Source organism: Brenneria tiliae (assembly GCF_023347575.1).
Lineage (GTDB): Bacteria > Pseudomonadota > Gammaproteobacteria > Enterobacterales > Enterobacteriaceae > Brenneria > Brenneria corticis.
On the sequence record NZ_JAKPCB010000101.1, the window covers coordinates 17,463 to 33,195 of the forward strand.

The following is a 15,733-nucleotide window of genomic DNA, read 5'->3' on the forward strand; positions in this document are numbered from 1 at the left end:
CGATATTCACATAAATAACTCCAGGATCTTAGGGTGCACAACACGCTTGATAATCTGCTGAAAACCGCCGCCATTGTGCTTTCAGAAAAGCAAAAAAACTTGCTGGTTCAGTATGTTGAGATGCTGCATAAGTGGAACAACGCCTACAATCTGACCTCCGTGCGCGATCCGCGGCAGATGCTCGTCCGCCACATTATGGACAGCATCGTGGTGGAGCCCTATTTGCAGGGAGAACGCTTTATTGATGTGGGGACCGGGCCGGGACTACCGGGGATCCCCTTGGCGATAGTGCGTCCGGCGGCGCATTTTACCCTGCTGGACAGCCTGGGAAAACGCGTGCGCTTTCTACGTCAGGTGCAGTATGAACTGCAACTGGAGAATATTTCTCCGGTGCAGAGCCGGGTCGAGGATTTCCCCGCCGAGCCGCCTTTCGACGGCATTATCAGCCGGGCATTCGCTTCGCTGCAGGATATGGTTCAGTGGTGTCATCATCTTCCCGCCAAACCATCCGGCCGTTTCTATGCCCTGAAAGGGGTGTTGCCCGCGGAGGAACTTACCGCGTTGCCCCAGGGCGTCGAACTGGAGCGGGTGGTTCGTTTATCGGTGCCGGAACTGGAAGGCGAACGCCACCTGATGGTGCTTAAACCAAATTAATTTTGCGTTTTATCAAAAAAATTATAACTAATTATTTCTCTATCGGCTGTTTACATGGCGGACGCGGCGGCGTGTGGTTTAGTGATTAACGATCACTTATATTTCACATATGGCGGGGTTTTTCTGGTAACGGGGTTAGTTTCATGGTTAATAGTCACTGGCGAAAATAACTTGCCAGCGGTAAACCTCGCTGTTTTTGGGTGTTAATTGAGTGAAAAAATAATATCAATAATGTCAATAGATGGTTGAAATGGTGTTTATCGCGTGTTTTTAGTTTGTTCTTTTTTAACTGATTGAATTTAAATAAGATAAACAGCTTTCTTTGCTAAAGACAAAAAATAACCTAATCCGCTATAAAATGCCTGTAAAGCGTTTGTGTGAGGAATGTCACATATCGGACGGCTTTAGAAATTAATTACAGCGCGTAGGTGCGATTATGATTGTTGGCGGAATTGCGTCTCCGGAAAGAAATTTAAATAATTGTTCACCTTTTCGCTACTTATCGATTGAATTCGCAGGTATGACCCGTATAATTTGCTCGTTTTTTGCTGCTTGACTCAAGGGTATAAAGGCAGTTTTATACGTCATTCAGCACACCTCTGGAAGGTACGGAGAGAGCAAAGGCCATGTCTGTATCCCTTTACAGCGGAAAAGCGGCTTTTAGGTTACTGCTACTGCAGCTGGCCGCTTTTATTCTGTTGAGCGCCGTCTTCGCCGCCGGCAGTATTGAAGCCGGGGCTTCCGCGTTAGGCGGGGGGCTGGCGGCCTGGTTGCCGAACGTCCTGTTTGTGCTGTTTGCCCTGCGTCATCAGGCGCACACGCCTGCCGACGGGCGAGTCGCCTGGTCGTTTGCCATCGGTGAGGCGCTTAAGGTATTGATCACCATTGCACTGCTGGTGGTGGCGTTAGGGATGTTCAAAGCGGCTTTTTTTCCGCTCGGCCTGACTTATCTGGCGGTGTTGGTTATGCAGATAGTGGCGCCGGCCGTAATGAACCGTTACCGTAATTAACAACAAAAGGGTAAGAGACATCATGTCTGCATCAGGAGAAATCTCTACTCCTCAAGAGTACATCGGTCATCACCTGACACACTTGCAGGTGGGGACGGGGTTCTGGTCGATCAACATCGATTCGATGTTTTTCTCTATCGCTCTCGGGGTCCTCTTTCTGGTTATCTTCCGCCGGGTCGCCAAAAACGCCACCAGCGGCGTGCCGGGTAAATTGCAAACGGCGGTCGAGCTGATTGTCGGCTTTGTCGACAGCAACGTGCGCGACATGTTTCATGGCAAGAGCAAGCTTATCGCCCCGCTGGCGCTGACCATTTTCGTCTGGGTTTTCCTGATGAACCTGATGGATCTGCTGCCCATCGATTTTCTGCCGCAGGTGTGGGCCGGCATTTATAGCCTTCTCGGCCACGATCCGGCGCATGCCTATCTGCGCGTGGTGCCGTCCGCGGACGTCAATATCACCTTGTCCATGGCGCTCGGCGTTTTTGCCCTGGTCCTGTTCTACAGCATTAAAATGAAAGGCGTTGGCGGTTTCGTTAAGGAACTGACCATGCAGCCGTTCAACCATCCAGTATTTATTCCTATCAACCTGATTCTTGAAGGTGTCAGCCTGCTGTCCAAACCGATCTCTCTTGGTTTGCGACTGTTTGGCAACATGTATGCGGGTGAGTTGATCTTCATCCTGATTGCCGGCTTGCTGCCGTGGTGGTCGCAATGGTTGTTGAATGTGCCCTGGGCCATTTTCCACATTTTGATCATTACGCTTCAGGCTTTTATTTTCATGGTTCTGACGGTTGTTTATCTCTCGATGGCATCTGAAGAGCATTGATTTTCTTTCAACACAATAACGTTTTAACTGAAACAAACTGGAGACTGTCATGGAAAACCTGAGTGTGGATCTGCTGTACATGGCTGCCGCGTTGATGATGGGTTTGGCGGCAATCGGTGCTGCGATCGGTATCGGCATTCTGGGTGGTAAGTTTTTGGAAGGCGCTGCGCGTCAGCCTGATCTGATTCCTCTGCTGCGTACACAGTTCTTTATCGTCATGGGCCTGGTTGACGCCATCCCGATGATTGCCGTTGGTCTGGGCCTGTATGTGATGTTTGCGGTGGCCTAAGCGGAGATGTTTTCCGCCGGGGTTGAAACATCAACTTATTTAACTTTGAAAGAGGCATTGTGCTGTGAATATTAATGCAACAATCCTCGGCCAGGCCATAGCGTTCGTCCTGTTTGTCTGGTTCTGCATGAAGTACGTATGGCCGCCGATTATGGCCGCCATCGAGAAGCGTCAGAAGGAAATCGCTGACGGTCTGGCTTCTGCCGAACGTGCCAAAAAAGATTTGAACCTGGCGCAGGCCAATGCGACAGATCAACTGAAGAAAGCCAAAGCGGAAGCCCAGGTGCTCATCGAGCAGGCAAACAAACGCCGTACTCAGATCCTGGATGAAGCCAAAGCGGAAGCGGAAGCTGAACGTAACAAAATTGTCGCGCAGGCGCAGGCTGAAATTGAAGCCGAACGCAAACGCGCTCGTGAAGAGTTGCGTAAGCAGGTCGCCATGTTGGCTATCGCCGGTGCCGAGAAAATTATCGAACGTTCCGTGGATGAAGCTGCCAACAGCGACATCGTTGATAAACTGGTCGCTGAACTGTAAGGAGGGAGGGGCCGATGTCTGAATACGTCACGGTAGCTCGCCCCTACGCCAAAGCAGCTTTTGACTTTGCGGTTGAGAATCAGGCGGTTGATCGCTGGCAGAATATGCTGGCGTTTACGGCCGAGGTCACGCGCAACGAACAGATTGCCGAGTTGCTTTCCGGCGCGATAGCGCCGATTGAGCTGGCGAAAACGTTTATTGCCGTTTGTGGCGATCAACTTGATGAAGCCGGGCAGAACCTGATCAAGGTGATGGCCGAGAACGGACGTTTACCGGTGCTTCCCGAAGTGCTGGCACAATTTGTTCAACTGCGGGCGGCGCAGGAATCGACGGTTGAAGTCGATGTTGTTTCCGCCGGTACGTTGAATGAGCAGCAGCTGTCGAAGATAGCCGCGGCGATGGAAAAACGTCTGTCACGCAAAGTGAAGCTGAATTGCAAAATTGATAAGTCTGTCATGGCCGGCGTGGTGATACGCGCGGGCGATATGGTGATAGATGGCAGCATTCGCGGTCGTCTGGAACGTCTGGCAGACGTCTTGCAGTCTTAAGGGGACTGGAGCATGCAACTGAATTCCACCGAAATCAGCGAACTGATCAAGCAGCGCATTGCTCAGTTCAATGTGGTGAGCGAAGCTCACAATGAAGGTACTATTGTTTCCGTCAGCGACGGGATCATCCGCGTTCACGGCCTGGCCGAAGTGATGCAGGGGGAGATGATTTCCCTGCCGGGCAACCGCTACGCGATTGCGCTGAACCTGGAGCGCGACTCCGTTGGTGCGGTGGTGATGGGGCCGTATGCGGATCTGGCCGAAGGCATGAAGGTAAAATGCACCGGCCGTATTCTGGAAGTGCCGGTCGGCCGCGGTCTGCTGGGCCGCGTGGTCAACACCCTGGGCGCGCCGATCGACGGTAAAGGTCCGCTGGAGCACGACGGTTTCTCCGCGGTTGAAGCGATTGCGCCCGGCGTTATCGAGCGTCAGTCCGTCGATCAGCCGGTGCAGACGGGCTATAAGTCCGTCGATGCCATGATCCCCATCGGTCGCGGTCAGCGCGAGCTGATCATCGGCGACCGTCAGACCGGTAAAACGGCGCTGGCCATCGACGCCATCATCAACCAGCGCGATTCCGGCATCAAGTGCGTTTATGTCGCCATCGGCCAGAAAGCCTCCACCATCTCCAACGTGGTGCGTAAGCTGGAAGAGCACGGCGCGCTGGCCAACACCATCGTGGTGGTGGCGACCGCGTCCGAGTCCGCCGCGCTGCAATATCTGGCGCCGTACGCCGGATGCGCCATGGGCGAATATTTCCGCGACCGCGGCGAAGATGCGCTGATTATTTATGACGACCTGTCCAAGCAGGCCGTCGCCTATCGTCAGATTTCTTTGCTGCTGCGTCGTCCGCCGGGCCGTGAAGCCTATCCGGGGGACGTGTTCTATCTGCACTCCCGTCTGCTGGAACGGGCCGCGCGCGTCAACGTCGACTACGTCGAGGCTTACACCAAGGGCGAGGTGAAAGGTAAAACCGGTTCTCTGACCGCGCTGCCGATTATCGAAACCCAGGCCGGCGACGTTTCCGCGTTCGTTCCGACCAACGTGATTTCGATCACCGACGGTCAGATCTTCCTGGAATCCAACCTGTTCAACGCCGGTATCCGTCCCGCGGTCAACCCGGGGATCTCGGTATCCCGCGTCGGCGGCGCCGCGCAGACCAAGATCATGAAAAAGCTGTCCGGGGGTATTCGTACCGCGCTGGCGCAGTATCGTGAACTGGCGGCGTTCTCGCAGTTTGCATCCGATCTGGATGATGCAACGCGCAAACAGCTGAACCACGGTCAGAAAGTGACCGAGTTGCTCAAGCAGAAACAGTATGCGCCGATGTCGGTTGCGCAGCAGTCTCTGGTGCTGTACGCGGCGGAACGCGGTTACCTTGAAGACGTTGAAATTGCGAAAGTCGTCGGCTTTGAAGCGGCGCTGCTGGCCTATGCCGATCGCGAGCACGGCGAACTTCTGCAACAAATCGACCAGTCTGGCGCTTATAACGACGAGATCGAGGGTAAGTTCAAAAACATTCTCGATACCTTTAAGGCAACCCAGTCCTGGTAACGCCCGGTGGCCTGCTGTAAAGCAGGCCGCAAGGCTTTGAGGAGAAGCAAAGATGGCCGGCGCAAAAGAGATACGTAGTAAGATCGCAAGCGTCCAGAATACGCAAAAGATCACCAAAGCGATGGAAATGGTCGCCGCCTCCAAAATGCGTAAATCGCAGGAACGTATGGCGGCCAGCCGTCCTTATGCGAAAACCATACGCAACGTGATTGGTCACCTTGCGTTGGGCAATCTGGAATATAAACACCCTTACCTGGAAGAGCGGGACGTTAAGCGCGTCGGGTATCTGGTGGTGTCTACCGACCGAGGCCTGTGCGGCGGGTTGAACATTAACCTGTTCAAAAAGCTGCTGGGCGAAATGAAATCCTGGAACGAGAAAGGCGTTGATGTCGATTTGGCGCTGATTGGCTCCAAAGCGGTCTCTTTTTTCAATTCGGTGGGCGGGAATATCGTCGCCCAGGTCACCGGCATGGGGGATAACCCTTCGGTGTCGGAACTGATCGGGCCGGTGAAAGTTATGCTGCAGGCCTATGACGAAGGTCGTCTGGACAAGCTGTATATCGTCTGCAACAGGTTTATCAATACCATGTCTCAGGAACCGCTGGTTGCTCAGCTGTTGCCGTTGCCGCCCGCGGATGACGGCGAGTTGAAGAAAAAGTCCTGGGATTACCTGTATGAGCCCGATCCCAAGTCGCTGCTGGACACCCTGCTGCGCCGCTATGTGGAGTCGCAGGTTTATCAGGGCGTCGTAGAGAACCTGGCCAGTGAACAGGCCGCGCGAATGGTGGCGATGAAAGCCGCGACCGATAACGGCGGCAGCCTGATCAAAGAGTTGCAGTTGGTATACAACAAGGCTCGTCAGGCCAGCATTACCCAGGAACTCACCGAAATCGTCGGGGGAGCCTCCGCGGTTTAAACCAGGTTTACGAATTACGTAGAGGATTCAAGATGGCTACTGGAAAGATTATCCAGGTAATCGGCGCCGTGGTGGACGTCGAGTTCCCGCAGGATGCGGTACCAAAAGTGTACGATGCGCTTGAGGTAGAGAACGGCGCGGAAAAACTGGTGCTGGAAGTACAGCAGCAGTTGGGCGGCGGCGTTGTTCGCTGTATCGCAATGGGCTCTTCCGACGGCCTGCGTCGCGGGTTGAAGGTCACCAATCAGGGACACCCGATCGAAGTCCCGGTGGGTAAAGCGACCCTGGGCCGCATCATGAACGTGCTGGGCGAGCCGGTCGACATGAAAGGCGACATCGGCGAAGAAGACCGCTGGGCGATTCACCGCGCGGCGCCGAGCTACGAAGAACTGTCCAACTCGCAGGAACTGCTGGAAACCGGCATCAAGGTTATCGACCTGATGTGTCCGTTCGCCAAGGGCGGTAAAGTCGGCCTGTTCGGCGGCGCCGGCGTGGGTAAAACCGTCAACATGATGGAGCTTATCCGTAACATCGCCATCGAGCACTCCGGTTATTCGGTGTTTGCCGGCGTGGGCGAACGTACCCGTGAAGGTAACGACTTCTATCACGAAATGACCGAATCCAACGTTATCGATAAAGTATCGCTGGTATACGGCCAGATGAACGAGCCGCCGGGCAACCGTCTGCGCGTGGCGTTGACCGGCCTGACCATGGCGGAAAAATTCCGTGATGAAGGGCGCGACGTACTGCTGTTCGTCGATAACATTTATCGCTACACCCTGGCCGGTACCGAAGTGTCCGCGCTGTTGGGCCGTATGCCTTCGGCGGTGGGCTACCAGCCGACGCTGGCGGAAGAAATGGGCGTACTGCAAGAACGTATTACCTCCACCAAAACCGGTTCCATCACCTCGGTTCAGGCGGTTTACGTGCCTGCGGATGACTTGACCGACCCGTCGCCGGCCACCACCTTCGCCCACCTGGACGCCACCGTGGTACTGAGCCGTCAGATCGCCTCGCTGGGTATCTACCCTGCGGTCGACCCGCTGGATTCCACCAGCCGTCAGTTGGATCCGCTGGTTGTGGGCCAGGAGCACTACGACGTGGCGCGCGGCGTGCAGTCCATTCTGCAACGCTACCAGGAGCTGAAGGATATCATCGCCATTCTGGGTATGGACGAGCTGTCTGAAGAAGACAAGCTGGTGGTATCCCGGGCGCGTAAAATCCAACGCTTCCTGTCGCAGCCGTTCTTCGTGGCGGAAGTGTTCACCGGTTCTCCGGGCAAGTACGTCTCCCTGAAAGATACCATTCGCGGTTTTAAAGGTATTATGGACGGCGAATACGACCACCTGCCGGAGCAGGCGTTCTACATGGTTGGTTCCATTGAAGAAGCAGTGGAAAAGGCCAAGAAACTGTAACGCCTTGTAGGAGGGTGATATGGCTGCTATGACTTACCATCTGGATGTCGTTAGTGCGGAACAGGAAATGTTCTCCGGCCTGGTGCAGAAAATCCAGGTAACCGGGAGCGAAGGCGAACTGGGTATTTATCCGGGACATGCCCCTCTGCTGACTGCCATTAAGCCCGGCATGGTGCGTATTGTTAAACAGCACGGTGAAGAAGAGTATATCTACCTGTCCGGCGGCGTCCTCGAGGTGCAGCCGAATATGGTTACCGTACTGTCCGATACCGCCATCCGCGGGCAGGATCTGGACGAAGCGCGGGCGCTGGAAGCGAAACGCAAAGCCGAAGATCATATTCGCAACTCGCACGGCGACGTGGATTATGCCCAGGCTTCCGCCGAGCTGAGCAAAGCGATTGCCAAGCTGCGGGTTATCGAACTGACCAGAAAAACGATGTAACGGATAGAAGCGTGATAAACAAAAGCCGGCCGGGATAAAACCCGATCGGCTTTTTTCATATCGGCGTAAGCCGCGGTGAACGGCGTCGATGAGATTAGCCCGCCTGTATTTTCAGTCCCCCCTTTTCAGAAAAAACCCATCAAAAACGGTCCGCTTTCAGTATAAGTTTAGGTACACTTTGGCTATTCTTTTTCCTATTCCTTATTGATTGTCCGCCAATCAGTTCTCGTCAGGATGCTTATGTCGAACAGCGCTATGAGTGTGGTTATCCTTGCTGCCGGTAAAGGAACCCGCATGTACTCCGATCTTCCTAAAGTTTTGCACCCGCTGGCGGGTAAACCGATGGTCCAGCATGTGATTGACGCCGCCATGACCACCGGCGCGCAGCATGTTCATCTGGTTTACGGCCACGGGGGCGACTTACTGCGGCGCGAACTGTCCGATCCGGCGTTAAACTGGGTGTTACAGGCGGAGCAGTTGGGGACCGGGCACGCCATGCAGCAGGCGGCGCCCTATTTTAGCGCTGATGAAGATATTCTGATGCTGTACGGCGATGTGCCGCTGATTTCACCGGCCACGCTGCAACGTCTGCTGCAGGCTAAGCCGCAGGGCGGCATCGGCCTGCTTACCGTGAAGCTGGACGATCCCACCGGCTATGGGCGTATCGTGCGTGAAAACGGCGCGATCGTCGGGATCGTCGAACATAAAGACGCCAGCGAGGAACAGCGGCGGATTAATGAAATCAATACCGGCATTCTGGTCGCCAACGGCGAAGATTTGCAGCGCTGGTTAAGCCAATTGAATAACGATAACGCCCAGGGCGAGTACTACATCACCGATATCATCGCCATGGCGGCGGCGGAAGGTCGCAGCGTCGTCGCGGTGCATCCCGAGCGTCTGAGCGACGTGGAAGGGGTGAATAACCGCCTGCAGCTTGCGGCGCTGGAGCGGGTTTATCAACGCCGGCAGGCGGATAAACTGCTGCTGGCCGGCGTGATGCTGCTCGATCCCCAACGCTTTGATCTGCGTGGGGAACTGCTGCACGGCCGGGATGTTGCCATTGACGCCAACGTGGTGGTGGAAGGCCGGGTTACGCTGGGGCATCGGGTTAAAATCGGCGTGGGCTGCGTGATAAAAAACAGCGTGATTGGTGATGATTGTGAAATCAGTCCATACTCGGTGTTGGAAGACGCTGTGCTGGAAGCCAACTGCACCATCGGGCCGTTCGCCCGTTTGCGCCCCGGCGCCGCGCTGGAAGAAGGCGCGCACGTCGGCAACTTTGTCGAGATGAAAAAAGCCCGTCTGGGCAAAGGCTCGAAGGCCGGTCATCTGAGCTACCTGGGCGATGCCGATATCGGCGCCGGGGTCAATATCGGGGCGGGAACCATCACCTGTAACTATGACGGCGCCAATAAGTATAAAACGATCATCGGCGATGACGTGTTTGTCGGTTCGGACACCCAACTGGTGGCGCCGGTCACGGTGGCCGCGGGAGCCACTATCGCCGCGGGCACCACGGTGATGAAAGACGTCAATGGCGCGGAGCTGGTCTATAACCGCAAAGAACAGAACCATAAAGCCGGTTGGCAACGTCCGGTGAAGAAGAAATAAGCGGCTTATCGGCCTTCGCCGGCGGCGGAGGCCGTTTTGCCCTGCGTTTGTTATCGTCATAAGAAGCGCAAGGCAAAACATAATAATCCCCAACTTTCTACCAGGCTCGGGGAATCCGGAAAAACCGGAACAATCAGGTCTAAGACATATCCGGTGACACAATATGTCACTTTAATAGGAATACAATCGATGTGTGGAATTGTAGGCGCTGTTGCGCAACGTGATATTGCAGAAATTTTGTTGGAAGGTTTACGTCGTCTTGAATACCGAGGTTACGACTCCGCCGGTCTGGCCGTGGTCGACAACGAAGGGCAGGTCGCCCGTCTGCGGCGTTTGGGAAAAGTTCAGATTCTGGCCCAGGCGGCCGAAGAGCATGCGCTGCATGGCGGCACCGGGATTGCCCATACCCGTTGGGCGACCCACGGCGAACCTTCGGAGGCCAATGCGCATCCCCATGTTTCTGAAAATATCATCATCGTCCATAACGGTATTATCGAAAACCATGAACCGCTGCGTGAACTGCTGATTGAACGCGGCTATCGCTTCGCTTCGGAAACGGATACCGAGGTGGTGGCGCATCTGGTTCATTTCGAACAGAAGCAGGGCGGTTCGCTGGTCGAGGTGGTCAAGCGGGTTATCCCGCAGCTGCGCGGCGCCTATGGCATGGTGGTGCTGGATAGCCGCGACCCGAGCGTACTGGTGGCCGCGCGCTCGGGCAGCCCGCTGGTTATCGGCCGCGGCGTGGGGGAAAACTTTATTGCTTCCGACCAGTTGGCGCTGCTGCCGGTTACCCGCCGCTTTATCTTCCTGGAAGAGGGCGATGTCGCTGAAATTACGCGCCGCGACGTGCGCGTATTTGATAAAGCCGGCAACCTTGCCGAACGTGAAGAGATCGAGTCGAAAGTCAATTACGATGCCGGCGACAAGGGCGCCTATCGTCACTATATGCAGAAAGAGATCTATGAGCAGCCGGTGGCGATCAAAAATACCCTCGAAGGGCGTTTCAGCCACGGCGAAGTCAATCTTTCTGAATTGGGCCCGCAGGCGGATGAGCTGTTGGCGAAGGTCGAGCATGTGCAAATCATCGCCTGCGGCACCTCTTACAATTCCGGCATGGTGTCCCGCTACTGGTTTGAAGCGCTGGCGGGCGTGCCGTGCGACGTGGAAATCGCCTCCGAATTCCGCTATCGCCAACCGGCGGTGCGTAAAAACAGCCTGATGATTACCCTGTCGCAGTCGGGAGAAACCGCGGACACCCTGGCGGCGCTGAGGTTGTCCAAGGATCTCGGCTATCTGGGATCGCTGGCTATTTGTAACGTGGCCGGTTCTTCGCTGGTGCGCGAGTCCGATCTGGCGCTGATGACCAAAGCGGGCGTTGAAATCGGCGTGGCTTCCACCAAAGCGTTCACCACCCAGCTAACCGTACTGTTGATGCTGGTGGCGCGTATCGGCCGCCTGCGCGGCATGGACGCGCAGATCGAGCACAATATTGTGCACGGTTTGCAGGCGCTGCCGGCGCGTATCGAGCAGATGCTGTCGCAGGACAGCCTTATCGAGTCGCTGGCGGAAGGTTTCTCCGATAAGCATCATGCGCTGTTCCTGGGTCGCGGCGATCAGTACCCGATCGCCATGGAAGGGGCGCTGAAGCTGAAGGAAATCTCCTATATCCACGCCGAGGCCTACGCCGCCGGTGAACTGAAACACGGGCCGCTGGCGCTGATTGATGCGGATATGCCGGTGGTGGTGGTGGCGCCGAATAATGAACTGCTGGAAAAACTGAAATCCAATATCGAAGAGGTGCGCGCCCGCGGCGGCGAGCTGTATGTCTTCGCCGATCAGGATGCCGGCTTCGTCAGCAGCGAAAATATGAAAATTATTCCGCTGCCGCATATTGAAGAGGTAATTGCGCCGATTTTCTATACCGTACCGCTGCAATTGCTGGCTTACCACGTTGCGCTGATTAAAGGCACCGACGTCGATCAGCCGCGTAATCTGGCCAAGTCGGTCACGGTGGAATAAACCCTGGCGTTAAAATCCCATCCGCCCGGCGGCGACTCGGTTAGCGGGTTTCCAGCGGGCGGATTTTTTTGTCTTTTTTACGCTATGACCTTTTTTTCGCGCATTGGTTTTATTCGACTGCAATGACGGATTTTTGTCAGGTTATATCTGTTTTGTGTAAAATAGTTTGCATGATGCGCTAATTATTACCTTTGGCATCAGGCGCCGGTACTTTTAGGCGGTTCAATTTTTATCAATTGATAGGGATTTTATGAAAAAACAGCTTATATTCGTCGGATTGGCCTGTGTTTTAGCGTTGACCGGCTGTGCCCGCACCGCCCCCGTGGCGAATGTGACCAAGCCGATTACGGCAAATTACAGCAGCGACCAGGTAAGAAAGGCCATTCTTCAGGCCGGCCTGGAGCGTGAATGGGTAATGACGCCCGTTTCGCCGGGCGTTATCAACGGCCGCATCGATCAGCGCGGTCATGTTGCCGATATCCGTATTAATTACTCACCAACCAGTTATTCCATCAATTACGTCAGCAGTCAGAATCTGTTGGCGATCGGTGGGAAAATTCACCGCAATTATAATCGTTGGATAAATAACCTGGACCGTGAAATTCAATTAAAACTGGCGGGACAGCAGATTAAATAATTTTTACCAGCCGAATAGGCGCTATTCGGCTGTTTTGGTTTTTTCGCTTAGTCGCATTTGCCACCTCAAGGGAAATTATCGTGTCCTACGGATATGACAAAGATAATGTCAGCGCGCTGGACGCCATTACCGAAGCTCAGCGTATCGCTTTCGCGCCGATGCTGTTTCAGGCGGCTATCAACCTGCGGAATCAGGGTATTCTGGCGTTTCTGGATAAGTGCGGCCAGCAAGGGGCAAGTCTGGATGATATCGTCAATATCACCTCGCTAAGCCGCTATGCGGTTGAACTGCTGCTGGACGTCGGCCTTAGCGGACGCATTGTCATTCAGCGCGATGACGACTATTTTTTGTCCAAAATCGGCCACTACCTGCTTCACGATCCCATGACCCGCGTCAATATGGACTTTACCCAGGACGTTTGTTACCAGGGGATGTTTTATCTTGATGAAGCGCTGGCGAAAAGCAAGCCTGCGGGATTAAAGGTTTTCGGCGAGTGGCCGACTATTTACCCGGCCTTGAGTCAGCTGCCGCCGCAGGCGAAAAAGAGCTGGTTCGCTTTTGATCATTTCTACTCCGACGCCGCGTTCGATGCCGCTTTGCCGCATATTTTTCGGCACAAGCCGCGGCACCTGTACGACGTGGGGGGGAATACCGGTAAGTGGGCGCTACGCTGTTGCGACTACGATCCCGACGTGCGGATTACCATTCTTGATCTGCCTGAGCAGATAGCGCTGGCGACGTCAAATATTGCAGATACAGGCAAATCCGATCGTATTTGCGGCGTGGCGGTGGATATGCTCGCGGATAGTCCGCTGCCGGGCGAGGCGGATATCTGGTGGATGAGCCAGTTTCTCGACTGTTTTGGCGAGGCGCAAATCGTCGCCATTCTGCGCAAAATCGCGCGGTCGATGAAAGCGGACGCGCGCGTCTGTATTCTGGAGATTTTCTGGGATCGCCAGCAGTGGGAGGCCGGGGCTTTCTGCCTGAACGCCTCGTCGCTCTATTTTACCTGTCTTGCCAACGGCACCAGCCGTTTTTATGCGGCGCGGCGCTTTTTGCCGCTGTTGAGCGCCGCGGGATTTATCGTGGAGCGGCAGGTCGACGGCCTGGGTATCGGCCACACCCTGCTTATCTGTAAAAAGCAATAAACAGCGACGGTAGTGATATGGCATGCGTGCTGCTGGTTTATGTAACACCGGAAGAACAATAGTATGAAACTCGCTTTTTCAATCCTTGACTGGCAGGCCGGCGCGCCGGGGCTCGGCGATATCGACGGCTGGCGGCGCTGGGCGATGCTGCCGGCGGCGATAGACGCCGACCGGCCGCTGGAAAAATGCCGTCAACTGCCGATGATGACGGCGCGCCGTTTAAACAGCGGCAGCCGTTTGGCGGTGGATTGCGGATTGGCGCTGCTGCGCCGTCAGTCCGTCGAGGCGATTGTTTTTACCTCGCGTCACGGCGAATTGGAACGTAATCTGCGAATTCTGCTGGCGTTGTCGCGTAATGAAAATATTTCCCCGACCGATTTCGCCATGTCGGTTCACAATGCGGCGGTAGGAAGCCTGACCATTGCCGCCGCGGCGCCGCTGGTATCGACATCGCTGGCGGCCGGCATCGACTCTTTTCAGCAGGGATTGGTTGAGGTCGCGGCATTGCAGGCGGCCGGTTATCAGAACGTTCTGCTGGTGGATTTCGACGGCGCGATCCCCGACTTTTATCATCCGCATATTGCGCCGTGGATGCCTCGCCATCCTTATGCCGTTGCCCTGCTGTTGGGCCGCGGCGAGGAGGTCAGCTGTCAGTCGTCGCCCGCGGCGCAGCGTGAAGAGCCGGAACTACCACAAAGCCTGCGGTTTTTGCATGCGTTTCTGGCGCGCCAGTCCGCGTTCACTATCCGCGGTGAACGGCTCGACTGGCAGTGGGAGCGGCGCGATGTCTGAGTCTTCATTGGTATTACGTTCATCATCGCGTTTAAATCGCTTATGGCGGCTAATGATGACCGGCTGCTGCTTTGTGATGTTTGGCCTCGGCGGTTTACTGCTGTCGCTGGTGTGGTTCAATCTGCTGCTGATTCAGCGCGACGCCCTTCGCCGCCGTCAGCTGGCGCGCCGCAGCATATCGGCCAGTTTTCGCTTCTTTTTGCGCATCTTGCGTACGCTGGGGGTGCTGGATTACAGAATCGACGGAATTGAAACTTTGCGAACCGATCGCGGCTGTCTGGTGGTCGCCAACCACCCGTCGTTAATTGACTACGTGTTGCTGGCCTCGGTGATGCCGGATGTGGATTGCCTGGTTAAAGCCGAGTTGCAGCATAATCTCTTTATTCGGGGCGTTATCCGCTCGGCGAATTACCTGCTCAACAGCCAGTCCGAGACGCTGCTGCCCGATTGCCGGCAAAGGCTGGAGAACGGGGATGTGATCGTTATTTTCCCCGAAGGCACGCGCACGCGTTACGGCGAGCCGCTGGTATTGCAACGCGGCGCCGCCAATATCGCCGTGCGCTGCGGCTGTGATTTGCGCATCGTGCACATTCGCTGTAGTCAGAGGATGTTGGATAAGCAAAGTCGTTGGTATCATATTCCGCCGGAGAAACCCTATTTCACGGTCAGCGTGCGCGAACGCATCGCCAATAAGACTTTTATGGCGCCGGAAGACCCGCATCCTCTGGCTGCGCGTCGTCTGAATCGCCTTTTGCAACAATCTTTAACACCAGAAAAAATATAACTATTCGGGAAAAGGCATGGAAAATATATTTATCGAAATCAAACAGATGATTATTGAATCTCTGAATCTTGAAGACGTTAGCGTCGATGAAATTGAAACCGATGCGCCGCTGTTCGGCGACGGCCTCGGTCTGGATTCCATCGATGCCCTTGAGCTGGGGCTGGCGGTAAAAAATCGCTATGGCGTGGTGCTTTCCGCGGAAAGCGAAGAGATGCGCCGGCACTTTTTTTCCGTTGCGACCCTGGCCGCTTTCATTAACACTCAGCGCGCAGTGGGTGCCTGATAATAGAATAACGAGTCAATGATGGATAAAAACGAAATTTATCAGGAAATTACCGGCCTGCTGGTCAAGCTGTTCGAGCTGGAGGCGGATGACATCAAGCCGGAGTCGCGCCTGTATGAAGATCTTGAACTGGACAGTATCGACGCGGTGGATATGGTGGTGCATCTGCAAAAGCGCATCGGCCGCAAAATTTCGCCGGAAACCTTTAAATCGGTGCGTACCGTGCAGGACGTGGCGGATGCGGTGGAACGGCTGATTAATGAAGGCTAA

18 protein-coding genes are annotated in these 15,733 nt (G+C 55.1%); all 18 read left to right on the forward strand.

Annotation, left to right across the window (positions count from 1 at the left end):
• The first annotated feature begins 33 nt into the window (after positions 1-33).
• Entirely contained in the window at positions 34-654 is a 621-nt protein-coding gene (gene rsmG, locus MFP24_RS16995; RefSeq protein WP_249231487.1) for a 16S rRNA (guanine(527)-N(7))-methyltransferase RsmG, read from the forward strand.
• A 626-nt stretch (positions 655-1,280) separates the two neighbouring features.
• The gene (atpI, locus tag MFP24_RS17000) at positions 1,281-1,664 is read left to right on the forward strand and encodes a F0F1 ATP synthase subunit I (protein WP_249231488.1); all 384 of its coding nucleotides are present in this window, start codon (positions 1,281-1,283) and stop codon (positions 1,662-1,664) included.
• A gap of 22 nt (positions 1,665-1,686) precedes the next feature.
• Positions 1,687-2,490: a F0F1 ATP synthase subunit A gene (atpB, locus tag MFP24_RS17005; protein ID WP_136164497.1), complete on the forward strand. Its 804-nt coding sequence runs from the start codon at positions 1,687-1,689 to the stop codon at positions 2,488-2,490.
• A 49-nt stretch (positions 2,491-2,539) separates the two neighbouring features.
• Positions 2,540-2,779, forward strand: a complete 240-nt coding sequence (atpE, locus tag MFP24_RS17010) for a F0F1 ATP synthase subunit C (protein WP_005976545.1) — start codon at positions 2,540-2,542, stop codon at positions 2,777-2,779.
• Positions 2,780-2,843: 64 nt separating this feature from the next.
• Complete coding sequence (gene atpF, locus MFP24_RS17015; protein WP_136164498.1) at positions 2,844-3,314, forward strand: F0F1 ATP synthase subunit B; 471 nt, start codon at positions 2,844-2,846, stop codon at positions 3,312-3,314.
• Between the two features lie 14 nt (positions 3,315-3,328).
• Complete coding sequence (gene atpH / locus MFP24_RS17020) at positions 3,329-3,862, forward strand: F0F1 ATP synthase subunit delta (protein ID WP_249231489.1); 534 nt, start codon at positions 3,329-3,331, stop codon at positions 3,860-3,862.
• 12 nt (positions 3,863-3,874) lie between these two features.
• Positions 3,875-5,416 (forward strand): F0F1 ATP synthase subunit alpha, encoded by a 1,542-nt coding sequence (atpA, locus tag MFP24_RS17025; protein ID WP_249231490.1) that lies wholly within the window; start codon positions 3,875-3,877, stop codon positions 5,414-5,416.
• 52 nt (positions 5,417-5,468) lie between these two features.
• Entirely contained in the window at positions 5,469-6,332 is an 864-nt protein-coding gene (gene atpG / locus MFP24_RS17030; RefSeq protein WP_249231491.1) for a F0F1 ATP synthase subunit gamma, read from the forward strand.
• Positions 6,333-6,364: 32 nt separating this feature from the next.
• Positions 6,365-7,747, forward strand: a complete 1,383-nt coding sequence (gene atpD / locus MFP24_RS17035) for a F0F1 ATP synthase subunit beta (RefSeq protein ID WP_136164502.1) — start codon at positions 6,365-6,367, stop codon at positions 7,745-7,747.
• Between the two features lie 28 nt (positions 7,748-7,775).
• Complete coding sequence (locus tag MFP24_RS17040) at positions 7,776-8,189, forward strand: F0F1 ATP synthase subunit epsilon (protein WP_249231785.1); 414 nt, start codon at positions 7,776-7,778, stop codon at positions 8,187-8,189.
• Between the two features lie 240 nt (positions 8,190-8,429).
• The gene (glmU, locus tag MFP24_RS17045; protein WP_249231492.1) at positions 8,430-9,800 is read left to right on the forward strand and encodes a bifunctional UDP-N-acetylglucosamine diphosphorylase/glucosamine-1-phosphate N-acetyltransferase GlmU; all 1,371 of its coding nucleotides are present in this window, start codon (positions 8,430-8,432) and stop codon (positions 9,798-9,800) included.
• A 189-nt stretch (positions 9,801-9,989) separates the two neighbouring features.
• A complete protein-coding gene (gene glmS, locus MFP24_RS17050; protein ID WP_249231493.1) occupies positions 9,990-11,819 on the forward strand; it encodes a glutamine--fructose-6-phosphate transaminase (isomerizing) in 1,830 nt (609 codons plus the stop codon).
• Between the two features lie 250 nt (positions 11,820-12,069).
• Positions 12,070-12,456 (forward strand): hypothetical protein, encoded by a 387-nt coding sequence (locus MFP24_RS17055; protein ID WP_249231494.1) that lies wholly within the window; start codon positions 12,070-12,072, stop codon positions 12,454-12,456.
• Positions 12,457-12,536: 80 nt separating this feature from the next.
• Positions 12,537-13,604, forward strand: a complete 1,068-nt coding sequence (locus tag MFP24_RS17060) for a methyltransferase (RefSeq protein ID WP_249231495.1) — start codon at positions 12,537-12,539, stop codon at positions 13,602-13,604.
• Between the two features lie 63 nt (positions 13,605-13,667).
• Positions 13,668-14,396 (forward strand): beta-ketoacyl synthase chain length factor, encoded by a 729-nt coding sequence (locus tag MFP24_RS17065; RefSeq protein ID WP_249231496.1) that lies wholly within the window; start codon positions 13,668-13,670, stop codon positions 14,394-14,396.
• Complete coding sequence (locus MFP24_RS17070; RefSeq protein WP_249231497.1) at positions 14,389-15,180, forward strand: lysophospholipid acyltransferase family protein; 792 nt, start codon at positions 14,389-14,391, stop codon at positions 15,178-15,180. Before MFP24_RS17065 ends, MFP24_RS17070 begins: the two co-directional genes overlap by 8 nt.
• Before the next feature lie 16 nt (positions 15,181-15,196).
• On the forward strand, positions 15,197-15,463 hold the full coding sequence (locus MFP24_RS17075) for a phosphopantetheine-binding protein (protein ID WP_009115063.1): 267 nt from the start codon (positions 15,197-15,199) through the stop codon (positions 15,461-15,463).
• Positions 15,464-15,481: 18 nt separating this feature from the next.
• On the forward strand, positions 15,482-15,733 hold the full coding sequence (locus tag MFP24_RS17080; protein WP_071778500.1) for an acyl carrier protein: 252 nt from the start codon (positions 15,482-15,484) through the stop codon (positions 15,731-15,733).

Bases quoted from the DNA above. Each gene is read 5' to 3' on its own strand.
- atpI (WP_249231488.1), top strand. From the start codon at position 1,281: ATGTCTGTATCCCTTTACAGCGGAAAAGCGGCTTTTAGGTTACTGCTA.
- atpB (WP_136164497.1), top strand. From the start codon at position 1,687: ATGTCTGCATCAGGAGAAATCTCTACTCCTCAAGAGTACATCGGTCAT.
- atpE (WP_005976545.1), top strand. From the start codon at position 2,540: ATGGAAAACCTGAGTGTGGATCTGCTGTACATGGCTGCCGCGTTGATG.
- atpH (WP_249231489.1), top strand. From the start codon at position 3,329: ATGTCTGAATACGTCACGGTAGCTCGCCCCTACGCCAAAGCAGCTTTT.
- atpA (WP_249231490.1), top strand. From the start codon at position 3,875: ATGCAACTGAATTCCACCGAAATCAGCGAACTGATCAAGCAGCGCATT.
- atpG (WP_249231491.1), top strand. From the start codon at position 5,469: ATGGCCGGCGCAAAAGAGATACGTAGTAAGATCGCAAGCGTCCAGAAT.
- atpD (WP_136164502.1), top strand. From the start codon at position 6,365: ATGGCTACTGGAAAGATTATCCAGGTAATCGGCGCCGTGGTGGACGTC.
- MFP24_RS17040 (WP_249231785.1), top strand. From the start codon at position 7,776: ATGACTTACCATCTGGATGTCGTTAGTGCGGAACAGGAAATGTTCTCC.
- glmU (WP_249231492.1), top strand. From the start codon at position 8,430: ATGTCGAACAGCGCTATGAGTGTGGTTATCCTTGCTGCCGGTAAAGGA.
- glmS (WP_249231493.1), top strand. From the start codon at position 9,990: ATGTGTGGAATTGTAGGCGCTGTTGCGCAACGTGATATTGCAGAAATT.
- MFP24_RS17055 (WP_249231494.1), top strand. From the start codon at position 12,070: ATGAAAAAACAGCTTATATTCGTCGGATTGGCCTGTGTTTTAGCGTTG.
- MFP24_RS17065 (WP_249231496.1), top strand. From the start codon at position 13,668: ATGAAACTCGCTTTTTCAATCCTTGACTGGCAGGCCGGCGCGCCGGGG.
- MFP24_RS17070 (WP_249231497.1), top strand. From the start codon at position 14,389: ATGTCTGAGTCTTCATTGGTATTACGTTCATCATCGCGTTTAAATCGC.
- MFP24_RS17075 (WP_009115063.1), top strand. From the start codon at position 15,197: ATGGAAAATATATTTATCGAAATCAAACAGATGATTATTGAATCTCTG.
- MFP24_RS17080 (WP_071778500.1), top strand. From the start codon at position 15,482: ATGATGGATAAAAACGAAATTTATCAGGAAATTACCGGCCTGCTGGTC.